The organism is Bacillus weihaiensis, from assembly GCF_001889165.1.
In the GTDB taxonomy this organism is placed as follows: domain Bacteria; phylum Bacillota; class Bacilli; order Bacillales; family Bacillaceae; genus Metabacillus; species Metabacillus weihaiensis.
In genome coordinates, this window is the sequence record NZ_CP016020.1 from 611,469 (window position 1) to 625,179 (window position 13,711).

The window sequence follows — 13,711 nt, forward strand, 5'->3', positions numbered from 1 at the left end:
CCTAATTGGGCCTGCTCTAGGCGTATATATATACTAATAATGGGATAGAAAAAGCGAGGCAAGTAGGCCAAGAGAAGCAATCAGTCCAACACTTGCACCACCTTCTTCAAAAGCCTCTGGCATCATGGTGGAGGCAACCATTGCTATAATTCCACCAGCAGCAAATGCAGAAATAGACGATATGATGGCTTCAGAAGCATTTTTTAAGAATAGATAGCCAAGAAGTGAGCTAAGAGCTGACAAACAAACGACAATCGTCCACATATACAGAATTTTCTTCTTTGCATAGCCATCTTTCTTAAGACCAACTGTACTAGAAAGTCCTTCAGGAAAGTTACTAATAAAAACAGCAATGACCATTAAATAGCTCACTGTTCCCTGTGTCAATAAACTGACTCCGATTATGACTGATTCTGGTATTGCATCTATAACAGTTCCGATAAATATAGATAGTCCTGAGGAATTCTGCTCTCTTTTTTTTGATCTTTTCCGATCGCTTGCCCCTTTTTTTGTGAGGATGAATTCAGATAAAGTAAAGACAAGAGAACCAGATAGAAAGCCAATGGACGTGGCCATTATTCCCCCTTCGTTTACAGCTTCAGATAGAAGTTCAAATGAAGCTGCCCCTATTAATACGCCTGTTCCAAAGGACATGATGAGTCCTGTGATTTTTTTTGGTAAATTCATATAAAGACCGATTAAAGCTCCTAATAAGATCGAAGAGCCAGCAAATGCCCCCCATAACCCTGCCTGAAACAAGCCATTCATCCCCTATTCGTTACATTCTTCCTTTCTATATTTCCCATATACGGGATAGAAAAAACAAGGGAAGTAAAATCTTACAACAGAAGTACAAATTCGACTTGTAATTGAAAATGATTTTCAAAATCATTATTTTTTTGATACTATATAAGAACGTAGAGAAAAATGCACGTTATGCTGTTATTTCCAATCCCAATATGCTAATTCTAAGACACAAGATAAGAGCTTCTTGATTATAGTGTTAGTAAAACTTTATTAAAAAGGTTGAGACATGATGGTTAATTTAACACAAAGTGAATTCGAACAACTAAAGAAGTTTCGCTTAAGCTGTGAAAATACCACGGCTCACTTAGCTATGAACTGCCTTGATTTATTAGAACCAGAGAAATTAAGGGTTCTTATTCATGATAAAAATATTCAAAGAAAATTAAATACATCGAGGAAGCAAGTAATTGGATCTATGTTCATGAAGAGATATGCATTTGTCGCTGCGCTTATCTTGTATTCAATGAGTGCTTATAATAAGGGCTTAAATTGCAGCATGGAAAATGTCTCACTGCTTCATAATGAAAATGATCCAATATGGCTGCCACATGTATATTTAAAGGATTTAACCGTAACAATTCCAGATGGTAGCAATAGAGATCAGTGGAGACAGACACTGGTTGAAACTTTATTTAAAGGGCATATCTCTCCTATCATTTCCGCAGTAGCAAAGGAGACGAAAATGTCAAAGACGATTCTCTGGGAAAATACAGCGATATATATTTTTTGGATGTATGAGACCTTGTTACAGCAAGAATTAAATGAAGACGAGCGAGCGATCATAAATAGTGACTTTCAATATGTTGTATTAGACGCACCTCCCGAGCTTTTTGGATGGAAAGGAACAAATCCATTATCACGGTTTTTTGTAGAAAAAGTTGAAAATGTTAGAAAAAGGTCAACATGTTGTTTGTTCTATTTCACATCAAAGAATGGTGATCGTTGTAAAACATGTCCAATAGAATGTAATAAACCAAACAACAACTAATAAAGGAGCTTGTTTCATGGAAAATGAACTTCATAGGAAAATGGATGGGTTACTAGAGAAGTATACAGAACTTCTTTTGGGAGATTCATCAGAGGACTTAAAAGATAAAGTAAAAATGTGGGCTTTATACACACATATTTCAAAATCAATGCCTGCATTAGCTAAGCATTGGAATAGTACATACCCAGATGATAAAGAAGAGTTGAAACGAATCATTAATGAAATAAAAGAGTTGAATGAAACTCACCGACGTACTATGAAAAAAGAGGAAGACTGATCACCACCCAAAGACTGAAGAAAAACTCGATACTAATCGGGCTTCTCTTCAGTCTTTTTATTTAGCAAATAGGTTAGTTTCTTGATGGTAAGTAAATTTCACGACAGCATATACGTAACATACATGTGTCTTCATGAGAACAGTCGGTGGTTATGTCTGATTGTGGTGTGGGCACGCATCTTTTGTAAGTCCAGTTGTATTCTTCTTAACCGAATTCTACGTTTTTACCTAGCTTTTACATCTGCTATTAAGAAGGCTGATTCTTAACAGATACGCATTGGTCCACATATAGTATAAAAGAATTGAATAAAGTCTAATAAGAAACAAAATCATATTCATGCTTTTAAATGAAAGGTGTGACGGTATAAAAACGGATAGGGAGGGTTTTATGTGGATCGAATCGTTAGAAACTCTTTTATGTTTTTATCCAGAAATAAATTTATGACTAATTTTGCTAATAAGTATGGACATAAATTAGGTGCTTCAAGATTTGTTGCGGGAGAAACGATTGAAGAAGCAGTGAAGGTCATAAGAGGCTTAAATGAGAAAGGCCTAGAGGTTACTTTAGATCATCTAGGTGAGTTTATTCATAATGAAAAAGAAGCGATCAATAAAACAAATCAATGCATTGATTCTATTTATGAAATTGGTAAAGAAGGAGTGCATTCACAAATTTCTGTAAAATTAACGTCTCTAGGATTAGATATCTCGGACGAAGTAGTGGTAGAAAATATGAGGCGGATCCTTCGGGAAGCGGAAATATGTGATGTGTTTGTCACAATTGATATGGAAGATCATTCTAGATGTGAAAAAACATTAACTATTTTTAAAAAGCTAAAGGAAGAGTTCCCTCATCACGTCGGTACTGTCCTACAGGCCTATTTGTACAGATCAGTCTACGATATAGATGACCTCAATCCTTATCAAGCACCTCTACGACTAGTCAAAGGTGCATATAAGGAATCAGCAAAAGTAGCTTTCCCTGATAAAGCAGAGGTAGATGAGAATTTCAAACATATTATTATGATGCATATGATTAATGGGAATTTTACTGCAGTGGCTACACACGATGATCACATTATTGATTTTACGAAGCAAATAGTGAATCAATATCAGATACCAAGAGAGCAATATGAATTTCAAATGCTGTATGGAATTAGACCTGAAAAACAGCTTCAATTAGTAAAGGAAGGGTATCAGGTTAGAATTTATGTACCATATGGGACGGATTGGTACGGGTATTTCATGAGAAGGATGGCAGAGAGACCTGCTAATGTTTCTTTCGTGGTAAAGGGGATGTTTCGTAAGTAATGAAAGAGAGGGGATGGTAATGGTCATCCCCTAAGAAGTCAAGACTTACAAATCGTCAGATCCCATATTGTGTTGCTTATACTGTTGGTTTTGGCTAGTACGTTTTCCTCCGCCAGCTTTTTCGTTAGTAGGACCTGCATTTCCTTTCACGCTTGCTGCGCTAACACCTGCTTTTGATGGAGATTTTTTTAAGCGTGCCATTAAGCTCACCCCCTAGAAATATAGCTTTTCCAACGAGTAATAGGATTATTTATGAAAAAAAACAATAAAGTTATTGAAGAAATTTTCGAAATCTTTTATATTATAGATAGAGGAACTCATTCGCAAGGTTCATTTTTTTTGGGAGAAAAATGAATGAGTATTCATTCAAAATAAGGGGGAAGATGTATGTTCCAGCAAATTAAGAGAGCTGCTGTATTAGGTTCAGGTGTTATGGGATCAGGAATTGCAGCACATTTAGCAAACATCGGTATTCCGGTTTTACTTTTAGATATTGTGCCACGAGAATTGAATGAAGATGAGAAAAAGAAGGGGTTAACGTTAGATGATCAGGCAGTAAGGAATCGAATTGCACAAACAGCGGTTCAAAAGCTTTTCAAGCAAAAACCAGCCCCACTAACTGATAAATCAAACGTAGAGAGAATTACAGTAGGAAACTTTGAAGATGATATGGAGAAATTACAAGAGGTCGACTGGGTTATAGAAGTTGTAGTCGAAAACTTAGCTGTTAAACATAAAGTTTTTTCTCAAGTTGATCAATATAGAAAATTAGGGAGTATCATAAGCTCAAATACATCAGGGATATCTGTAGAAGCAATGGCTGAAGGGCGTTCAGAGGATTTTAGAAAACACTTTTTAGGAACACATTTTTTTAACCCTCCACGCTATTTAAAACTATTAGAAGTGATTCCGACTAAGGATACTGATAAAGAAGTCTTAGCCTTTATGAAGCAGTTCGGTGAAGATGTTTTGGGAAAAGGTGTTGTAGAAGCGAAGGATACACCTAACTTTATTGCAAATCGCATTGGTACCTACGGTCTACTTGTTACGGTACAAGAAATGATCAAAGGTGAATACAGTGTTGGAGAAGTCGATTCTGTCACAGGACCATTAATCGGTCGACCTAAAAGTGCAACGTTTCGCACATTAGATGTGGTTGGACTCGATACATTTGCACATGTAGCGAAAAATGTATATGACCAAGTAGATGGAAGCGAAAAAGAAGTATTTGAGATTCCAGCCTTTATGCAGAAAATGCTTGATAATGGATGGTTGGGAAGTAAGAGTGGGCAAGGCTTCTTTAAAAAAGAGGGAAAAGCTATCCTTGAACTGAATCCCGAAACCTTTGAATACCAAGAAAGGAAGAAATTAAAGGCGTCGTCTATTGAATTAGCAAAACAGGCAAAAGGCTTATCAAACAAATTGAAAGCGCTTATTTATGCAGAGGATCGCGCGGGTGAATTGCTAAGAGGGATTACGCTTCCGACTCTTGTATATTCCGCACAGCTATTTGGGGAAATTGCAGACGATATCGTGGCGATTGACCAAGCGATGAAGTGGGGATTTGGATGGGAAATGGGTCCTTTTGAATTATGGGATGCAATCGGAGTGAAGAAATCTGTAGAACTCATACAAAAAAGGGGTATGGAAGTACCTACCTGGGTAACAGAGATGCTAGCTAAAGGTCATGAAACGTTCTACTTAAACGAAAATGGTGTCCGTTTCTTCTACCATAATGGGGAATACCGCCAATTACATCAAAATCCTAAAGTGATTAACTTGAAGAATTACAAAGAAATTCACGGTGTGTTAAAAAAGAATAGCGGTGCAAGCTTCATTGATTTAGGTGACGGTGTTGCATTGCTAGAATTCCATTCTCAAAGCAATGCAATTGGTCTTGATATCGTGCAAATGATTAATTTTGCTATAGATGAAGTGGAAAAGAACTTCAAGGGTCTTGTTATAGGAAATCAAGGAAAGAACTTCTGTGTTGGAGCCAATCTTGGCATGATCTTGATGGAAGCTCAAGATGATAATATTTTTGAAATTGAGATGGTTGTTCAGCATTTCCAGCAAGCCATGATGAAATTAAAATACAGCAAAAAACCTGTTGTAGCTGCTCCGTTTGGGATGACACTTGGCGGTGGAGCAGAAATATGTTTACCTGCTAGCAGTATTCAAGCCTCGAGTGAAACGTATATGGGTCTTGTTGAAGTTGGTGTAGGTCTTATTCCAGGTGGTGGCGGTAATAAAGAGCTTTACATCAAACAGTTAAATAATATGCCTAAAGGCGCTGAATTTGATCTTCAATCTGTAGCGAACAAAGTGTTCGAAACGATTGCAATGGCAAAGGTATCAACTTCAGGAGCAGAGGCTAGAGCAAACCAATTCTTAAATGATCATGACCGAATTAGTATAAATGGAGATCACCTCTTATTTGATGCGAAACAACGAGTGATTGAACTATATGATGGTGGGTATCAACCACCAGTTAGAAAGAAGGTACCAGTTGTAGGGGAAACTGGATATGCAACCCTTTTACTTGGGGCACAATCTATGTTCCTTTCTGGTTATATTTCTGAGCATGATTTAAAAATTGCTAGAAAGCTTGCGTATGTAATAGCAGGAGGAAAGGTTCCGTTTGGAACAGAGGTAGATGAACAATATTTATTAGATTTAGAAAAACAAGCATTTTTGAGCTTAGTAGCTGAAGGGAAGTCTCAACAAAGAATGCAGCATATGCTTGTAAAAGGAAAACCACTAAGAAACTAATAGCTTAGTGGTAATGCTTTCACGTTAGGAATACTTTTTTTACACAAGAGCTTTTGTAACAACATAAATCAATTGTTAAAGGATTGGGAGGGGTAAATATGCGAGAAGCAGTCATAGTAGCAGGCGCAAGAACACCTGTTGGAAGAGCGAAAAAAGGAACGCTTGCACATGTTCGACCAGATGATCTTGGTGCATTAGTCGTAAAAGAAACATTAAAACGCGCAGGAAATTACGAAGGGAATATTGATGATCTTATTATGGGATGTGCAATGCCTGAGGCTGAGCAAGGTTTAAATATGGCAAGAAATATCGGTGCATTAGCAGGGCTACCCCATACTGTACCAGCTATCACAATTAATCGATACTGCTCTTCAGGATTACAAAGTATTGCATACGGTGCAGAAAAAATTATGTTAGGGCAGACAGATACTGCTATCGCTGGTGGAGCTGAATCAATGAGTCTTGTTCCAATGATGGGGCACACGGTTCGTCCAAATGCACGACTTGCAGAAGAAGCACCAGAATATTATATGGGAATGGGTCATACGGCTGAAAAGGTTGCTGAAAAATATGGTATTTCCCGCCAAGAGCAAGATGAGTTTGCGGTTCGTAGTCATCAAAGAGCTGCAAACGCTATTAAAGAAGGGAAGTTCAGTGAAGAAATTGTACCAGTTGACGTCGCTTTGCGAACAGTAGGAGCAGATCATAAGCTGTCAGAGAAAATGGTTCAGTTTAGTCAAGATGAGGGAGTACGTGCAAACACAACTTCTGAAATTCTTAGCAAGTTAAAACCTGCTTTCAATGTAAGAGGATCCGTTACGGCTGGAAATTCTTCACAAACAAGTGATGGGGCTGCTGCTGTTTTGCTAATGGACCGTGATAAAGCAGAATCTCTAGGCTACCAACCAATGGTTAAATTCAGATCCTTTGCAGTTGCCGGTGTCCCACCAGAAATCATGGGGGTTGGTCCCGTGGCTGCAGTTCCATTAGCACTTAAATATGCTGGTCTAGAGCTATCAGATATTGGACTATTTGAATTAAATGAAGCCTTTGCATCACAGTCTATTCAAGTTATCCGTGAGCTAGGATTAGATGAGGAAAAGGTAAATGTAAATGGAGGAGCCATCGCACTAGGGCATCCACTAGGCTGTTCAGGAGCAAAGCTAACATTATCGCTGATTCACGAAATGAAGCGTCGTAATGAGCAATTTGGAGTTGTGACAATGTGTATTGGTGGCGGAATGGGTGCTGCTGGGGTATTTGAATTAATTTAGTATTTATCTTTATTAAAGTCTACGATTCTACTAGTAGGCAGTATTCCAAGGGGTTAGGCTTCTAAACTAATTGATAATGGGGGAAATAACATGTCTAAAACAACTGATTCAGTAATCAAAGGCGGTAGTTTTTTAATAGAGGATGTAACATATGAACAAATCTTCACACCTGAGGATTTCACTGACGAACACAAAATGATTGCAAAAACGACGGAGGATTTTGTCGTAAATGAAGTATTACCTCACTTAGAGGATATTGAAAATCATCAATTTGATAAGTCTGTAAAGCTATTAAAGCAAGCAGGTGAACTAGGATTATTAGGAGCAGACGTTCCAGAAGAATATGGTGGATTTGGTTTAGATAAAATCAGTTCCGCACTTATTACCGAGAAGATTTCCCGTGGTGGTAGCTTCTCCTTATCTTTCGGTGCCCATGTAGGAATTGGATCATTACCAATTGTATTATTCGGCAATGAAGAGCAAAAACAAAAATACTTACCAGGCCTAGCGTCAGGGGAATTGTTAGCAGCTTATGCCCTAACTGAGCCGAACTCAGGATCTGATGCACTAGGAGCTAGAGCGACAGCAAAACTAAATGCAGAAGGCACTCATTATGTACTAAACGGTGAAAAACAATGGATCACAAATTCTGGCTTTGCAGATGTGTTTGTTGTCTATGCGAAGGTAGACGGTGAGCATTTCTCAGCATTTATCGTTGAGAAGGAATATCCAGGTGTCTCAACAGGTCCAGAAGAAAAGAAAATGGGGATCAAAGGCTCCTCTACACGAACGTTAATTTTAGAGGATGCTCTTGTGCCGAAAGAAAATCTTTTAGGTGAGCTAGGAAAAGGTCATGTTATTGCATTTAATATTCTTAATATTGGACGTTATAAATTGGCTGTTGGAACAATTGGTGGTTCAAAGCGTGTAATCGACTTATCTGTTCAATATGCAAACCAACGTCAACAATTTAAAACACCAATTTCACGATTCTCACTTATCCAAGAAAAATTAGCGAACATGGCAGCTAAAACATATGCGATGGAAAGCTCAGTCTATCGTACAGTTGGTTTATTTGAAGATCGAATGAGTCAATTAACAGATGAAGAAATAAAGGATGGAAAAGAAGTAGCAGCATCAATCGCTGAATATGCTATAGAGTGTTCACTAAACAAGGTCTTCGGTTCTGAAACATTAGATTATGTAGTGGATGAAGGCGTTCAAATTCATGGCGGCTATGGCTTTATGGCAGAGTATGAAGTAGAGCGTATCTATCGTGATTCACGTATTAACCGTATCTTCGAAGGAACAAATGAGATTAATCGCCTGTTAGTGCCAGGCACCTATCTTCGTAAAGCAATGAAGGGTGAGCTTCCGTTATTCCAAAAAGCACAAAGCTTGCAAGAGGAACTGATGATGCTGATGCCTCAAGAAGTAGGTGATGGAACTTTAGAGCAAGAAAAATATTTACTAACAAACGCTAAGAAAATCGGTATTTTAATTGCTGGATTGGCAGCTCAAAAGTACGGAAAAGAATTGCAAAAAGAGCAAGAAGTGCTAGTGAATATTGCTGATATTGTAAGTAATATTTATGCAATGGAATCTGCAATCCTACGAACAGAAAAAGCTATTGCTAATTCTGGAGAAGAGAAAAATCAACAGAAATTATTATACACTCAAGTGTATTGCCAAGAAGCATTTAACGAAATTGAAGCACATGCAAAAGAATCACTTATATCCATTGAATCAGGAGATTCTTTACGTATGATGATATCTGCTCTTCGCAAATTCACAAGACATACCCCAATTAATGTTATTGGGAAAAAACGAGAAATTGCGGCAGCGATTATTGAGAAGAATGCGTATTTATCTTAAGGAATCAATAAAGAAAAAATGTGAGGCTGACTAACCATCAGCCTTTTTGGTTGCTTAGCGATGCAAAAAGGGATTAACTTCGACATCATGCTCCACCAGTCTGACTTTTGCAAAAAAAGTGTCTAGCCCCTATAGGCATAAACCAATTTAAAATGGAAGGAAAAGGACGATTTATATACTCTAACTATTGTCGAAAAAACACTCTGTTTAGAGTGAGGGATTTCATAATAAATAGCCAAAACGTTTAAAAGGAGCCGATTCTATAAACAAAGACACTTGCCATTAATTATTTACAAACATATTTAGAACAGTAACAGGAGCTTCTGATATCAATAGTAAGAGTCTATCTGGCCTTAAGACACTTGATAGTAGGATTGTTTATCCACCTATGATAAGATAAAATGAGAAAAAAGTTTCTTAAAGGTGGTGAAGAATGATGGCTCTAGACTTCTATTGGTATCCAAAATGTGGGACATGCCGTAAAGCGAAAAAATGGTTAGAAGAAAATAATCAAGATGTAAACGAAATACATATTGTTGAAAACCCACCAAGTAAAGATGAGTTAACGGCAATTTATAAAAAAAGTGGACTTGATCTTAAGAAATTCTTCAATACTAGTGGTCAAAAATATCGTCAATTAGGTTTGAAAGATAAACTACCAGATATGAGCGAGGATGAAATTCTTGAATTGCTCTCTTCTGATGGCATGTTAATTAAAAGACCGATTACGGTTGGTAGTGACAACATAACAGTAGGTTTTAAAGAAGAACAATTTAAGGATGCATGGTTAGCTTAAGCTACTCTCCATTGCATGGCCTAAATTAAAGGACTGAAATAGGTTTATTCAAAAGAAATTGTTGCATGACTTGCTATAAACTGGTACAACAGTAGTGTTAATAGGTGTACGTTTTTAAAAAATCATTGCTTGGAGTATAGATACACCTGAGACAGGATCATACCGAAGTGATGATAGAAGAAAATAGGCCCTTATTTAACCATCATTTACTACGATGAAAACTTTATGCTTACTAGGAGGCAATACAATGAACATACCGAAGGAATTACGTTATTCAGAAGAGCACGAATGGGTAAAAGTTGAAGACAATAAAGTGCGAATTGGTATTACAGATTTCGCTCAATCCGAGTTAGGTGATATTGTATTCGTAGAATTACCTGAAGTTGGAGATGACATTAAAGCTGATGAGCCATTTGGTAGCGTTGAATCAGTAAAAACTGTTTCTGAACTTTATGCACCAATCAGCGGTAAAGTCGTTGAAATTAATAGTGATTTAGATGATAGTCCTGAATTCGTGAATGAATCTCCATATGAAAAAGCATGGATGGTCGTAGTAGAACCAACAAACATTGAAGATGTTGAAAAATTAATGACAGCAGAACAATATGAAGAAATGACGAATGAAGGCTAATAAAGCATGATATGAAAAAATATGGACACCCTAAAAGTAGGTAAAGGAGGGTGTCCATATGTCTATACAAAAACAACGATTAGATATTACAGACAGAGTCGTAGGGAAATTTGGTGATGGACAATTGAATCTTTATCTTGAAAAAGAGAAAATTGGCCAGATGGTTACAGAAAACCAATATAACTTAAAACAAGGCTTTGAATTTGATCAAAATCGCTTTTACCAATATGCAGATGTTGTAACAGGTAAAGATCAAAAATATGTTGATTGTGATGATGAAAATGGATGGTGCTAAGCAGTGGTAAATCCACTGCTCTTTTTGCCATTATTATGTAACGATAAAGATTTGTCAAAAATCATGAAAATAAAGGGAAACAACCTCGACAAATCGAATAAGGTATAGAAAGATTCTTATTTCAAAAAACAGGTGATGGCTATGTCGTTAGTTGAGGTTGAAAAAGTAATAATTGTTGAAGGTAAGTCAGATAAAAAGAAAGTATTACATGTGCTAGCAGAACAAATTGAAATTATCTGTACAAACGGTACAATTAGCTTATCAAAAATGGATGAACTTATTGATGAATTATATTTAAAAGATGTTTATATTTTAGTTGATTCAGATGATGCAGGCGATCGACTCAGAAAACAATTTAAGCGAGAGTTTCCAGAAGCATCTCATCTTTATATTGATAAAACCTACAGAGAAGTTGCAACTGCACCTGATCAACATATAGCATCAGTTCTACTAAGTGCCAATATAGACGTTAATGCGAAATATCTATAAAAGGGGAAATATCAGCTAGTTATGAAAGAGTGGAATGAAAAAAAATTACTAATAAACGATAAAGGGCTTATGTTGCTCTATTTGTATACCCCGATGTGTGGTACATGCCAGTTGGCAAAGAAAATGTTGACAGTAGTTGATGAATTAATTTCGACAACAATCTACCAAGTGAATTTAAATTATTTTCCAGAAGATGCAAAAGCTTTAGGGATAGAAAGTGTTCCATGCATGCTTGTTTATCAAGATGGAATCCTAAAAGAAAAAGTCTATGCCTTTCAATCAGTCGCACATCTTTATGAATTAGTAAAAGCTTATCACTAATATGTGACATATTTCTCGGGAAATATATGTTTAAAGCAGAAACTGTCGACTTCTTTTTAAAGGATTCTTCTGATTTTTAAGGAAAGTAGTAAAAACTACTTTAAATCGGGGGGTCTTTTTTTTATGTCGCTAAATTTGTTTGTTGATAGCTTGAAAAAGAAAAACTATGTCTTAACCGAAATGATACAAACATCATTGTTTGTAGAGTTACAGTATCATCATGAACAAAGTGAGTATATCCATGTAACAAGAAAATTTGTGGAAAAATTAGATGGGACTCCAAATAAAGTAGATATTAAAATAGTTGGCGATAAAAATGATATTTATGACGTGTTTGAAAATAAAGTAACGTTAAAGCAGTTACTAACATTGAATCAAATTGTCATAAAAGGATCTTACCGTCATTTTCTAAAGATCGATTCTTTAATTAGATTATGTTAATTTCACTTGATAAATGGACAACCTTTCCATTAAGATAGAATTAGTCTGAAAAAACTGAAAATAGTATGTTTAGGCTTTTCTTATTCATGGATGGGGAGGAATGAAAATGGAACAAAAGCAATATCGGCCAGAAACAGTCACAATTCACGGAGGGTTAAAAAAGGATGCTATGACAGGAGCACGATCTGTTCCGATTTACCAGTCAAACGCTTACCTATTTGACAATACAGATCATGCAGCTAATTTATTTGGTTTAAAGGAACCGGGTTACATTTATACAAGAATTCATAATCCCACGTCTTCTGTGTTTGAAGAAAGAGTAGCACAGTTGGAAGGAGGAATAGGGAGTTTAGCTGTTGCAAGTGGAATGGCAGCGATTACCCTTTCTATCTTAAACATAGCTGGAGCAGGTGATGAAATAGTATCTGCTTCTACTTTATATGGCGGTACTTACAACTTGTTTGCTAATACTTTACCTAAGTATGGAATTAAAACACATTTTGTAGATCCGAAAAATTCGGAAAATTTCAGAGCTGCGATTACTCCAAATACGAAAGCCATTTTTGCTGAGACAATTGGGAACCCTAGCTTAGATGTTCTCGATATTAAAGCTGTAGCTGACATTGCTCATGAAGCTGGAATTCCTCTCATTATTGATAACACCTTTGCTACGCCGTATCTATGTAGACCTATAGAGCATGGAGCTGATATCGTTGTGCATTCAGCTACAAAATGGCTTTTAGGAAACGGCACCACTCTTGGTGGGGTAATTGTAGACGGTGGAAACTTTGATTGGAATAGCCCAAAGTTTCCTGGATTTACGACACCAGATCCTAGCTACCATGATTTAGTTTATGCTGAGGCATTAGGTGAGGTGGCTTATATTAGTAAGGCAAGAGTTCAATTACTAAGAGATTTGGGTCCAGCAATTAGTCCTTATAATTCTTTCCAATTCAATTTAGGTCTTGAAACTCTCCATGTGAGAATGAAAGAACACGTATCGAATGCAAGAAAAATGGTTCAATATCTAGAAAGCCATCCAGCTGTAGAGTGGGTTCTTTACCCTGAGCACGAGAAACACCCAGCGAAAGAGCTTGCTGCGAAATATTTACCAAAGGGTGCTGGATCAGTGGTTGTGTTTGGAATTAAAGGTGGTAGAGATGCAGGAGCTTCACTTATTAATAACGTTGAGCTTTGGTCGCATGTCGCAAACGTTGGGGATGCAAAAAGTTTAATTATCCATCCCGCAAGTACTACTCATCAGCAATTGAATACAGAGGATTTAAAGAAATCTGGCGTTACAGAAGATTTAATTCGTCTTTCAGTTGGAATCGAGCATATTGATGATTTAGTAGAGGACTTGGATCAAGCTATTTTTAAGGCAACAGGTGTGAAAGGCCTTGAAAACGTTCATTCTTAATTAACATAAACGAA

The 13,711-nt window shown here is 36.8% G+C and carries 15 protein-coding genes; 13 read left to right on the forward strand and 2 right to left on the reverse strand.

The window, feature by feature from the left end; translation table 11 throughout:
- Positions 1 to 33: 33 nt before the first annotated feature.
- Positions 34 to 759, reverse strand: coding sequence for a ZIP family metal transporter (locus tag A9C19_RS02845; RefSeq protein ID WP_072578554.1), 726 nt, complete (start codon positions 757 to 759; stop codon positions 34 to 36).
- Between the two features lie 277 nt (positions 760 to 1,036).
- On the opposite strand from A9C19_RS02845, the gene A9C19_RS02850 reads away from it, so the two are divergent.
- The 3 genes from A9C19_RS02850 (at position 1,037) to A9C19_RS02860 (ending at position 3,383) form a co-directional block, all read left to right on the forward strand.
- Positions 1,037 to 1,795 carry an IucA/IucC family C-terminal-domain containing protein gene (locus tag A9C19_RS02850; protein ID WP_072578555.1) on the forward strand — a complete coding sequence of 253 codons (759 nt, stop codon included), beginning with the start codon at positions 1,037 to 1,039 and terminating at the stop codon, positions 1,793 to 1,795.
- A 16-nt stretch (positions 1,796 to 1,811) separates the two neighbouring features.
- A complete protein-coding gene (locus tag A9C19_RS02855; protein ID WP_072578556.1) occupies positions 1,812 to 2,072 on the forward strand; it encodes a DUF2573 family protein in 261 nt (86 codons plus the stop codon).
- 390 nt (positions 2,073 to 2,462) lie between these two features.
- Complete coding sequence (locus A9C19_RS02860; protein ID WP_072578557.1) at positions 2,463 to 3,383, forward strand: proline dehydrogenase family protein; 921 nt, start codon at positions 2,463 to 2,465, stop codon at positions 3,381 to 3,383.
- 45 nt (positions 3,384 to 3,428) lie between these two features.
- Here A9C19_RS02860 and A9C19_RS02865 read toward each other — a convergent pair whose 3' ends face one another.
- Entirely contained in the window at positions 3,429 to 3,584 is a 156-nt protein-coding gene (locus A9C19_RS02865; RefSeq protein WP_072578558.1) for a YuzL family protein, read from the reverse strand.
- Positions 3,585 to 3,770: 186 nt separating this feature from the next.
- On the opposite strand from A9C19_RS02865, the gene A9C19_RS02870 reads away from it, so the two are divergent.
- From A9C19_RS02870 to A9C19_RS02915, 10 genes are all read left to right on the forward strand, one after another.
- Positions 3,771 to 6,155, forward strand: coding sequence for a 3-hydroxyacyl-CoA dehydrogenase/enoyl-CoA hydratase family protein (locus A9C19_RS02870; RefSeq protein WP_072578559.1), 2,385 nt, complete (start codon positions 3,771 to 3,773; stop codon positions 6,153 to 6,155).
- Between the two features lie 98 nt (positions 6,156 to 6,253).
- On the forward strand, positions 6,254 to 7,429 hold the full coding sequence (locus A9C19_RS02875) for an acetyl-CoA C-acetyltransferase (protein WP_072578560.1): 1,176 nt from the start codon (positions 6,254 to 6,256) through the stop codon (positions 7,427 to 7,429).
- A 90-nt stretch (positions 7,430 to 7,519) separates the two neighbouring features.
- Complete coding sequence (locus A9C19_RS02880) at positions 7,520 to 9,304, forward strand: acyl-CoA dehydrogenase family protein (protein WP_072578561.1); 1,785 nt, start codon at positions 7,520 to 7,522, stop codon at positions 9,302 to 9,304.
- A 436-nt stretch (positions 9,305 to 9,740) separates the two neighbouring features.
- Positions 9,741 to 10,100, forward strand: a complete 360-nt coding sequence (locus A9C19_RS02885) for an arsenate reductase family protein (RefSeq protein ID WP_072581714.1) — start codon at positions 9,741 to 9,743, stop codon at positions 10,098 to 10,100.
- A 247-nt stretch (positions 10,101 to 10,347) separates the two neighbouring features.
- On the forward strand, positions 10,348 to 10,731 hold the full coding sequence (gene gcvH, locus A9C19_RS02890; protein WP_072578562.1) for a glycine cleavage system protein GcvH: 384 nt from the start codon (positions 10,348 to 10,350) through the stop codon (positions 10,729 to 10,731).
- Between the two features lie 58 nt (positions 10,732 to 10,789).
- On the forward strand, positions 10,790 to 11,026 hold the full coding sequence (locus A9C19_RS02895) for a YusG family protein (RefSeq protein WP_072578563.1): 237 nt from the start codon (positions 10,790 to 10,792) through the stop codon (positions 11,024 to 11,026).
- A gap of 141 nt (positions 11,027 to 11,167) precedes the next feature.
- The gene (locus A9C19_RS02900) at positions 11,168 to 11,515 is read left to right on the forward strand and encodes a toprim domain-containing protein (protein ID WP_072578564.1); all 348 of its coding nucleotides are present in this window, start codon (positions 11,168 to 11,170) and stop codon (positions 11,513 to 11,515) included.
- Between the two features lie 21 nt (positions 11,516 to 11,536).
- Positions 11,537 to 11,836 (forward strand): thioredoxin family protein, encoded by a 300-nt coding sequence (locus A9C19_RS02905; RefSeq protein ID WP_072578565.1) that lies wholly within the window; start codon positions 11,537 to 11,539, stop codon positions 11,834 to 11,836.
- A gap of 123 nt (positions 11,837 to 11,959) precedes the next feature.
- On the forward strand, positions 11,960 to 12,277 hold the full coding sequence (locus tag A9C19_RS02910) for a hypothetical protein (protein WP_072578566.1): 318 nt from the start codon (positions 11,960 to 11,962) through the stop codon (positions 12,275 to 12,277).
- 100 nt (positions 12,278 to 12,377) lie between these two features.
- Positions 12,378 to 13,697: an O-acetylhomoserine aminocarboxypropyltransferase/cysteine synthase family protein gene (locus A9C19_RS02915; protein WP_072578567.1), complete on the forward strand. Its 1,320-nt coding sequence runs from the start codon at positions 12,378 to 12,380 to the stop codon at positions 13,695 to 13,697.
- Positions 13,698 to 13,711: the final 14 nt, after the last annotated feature.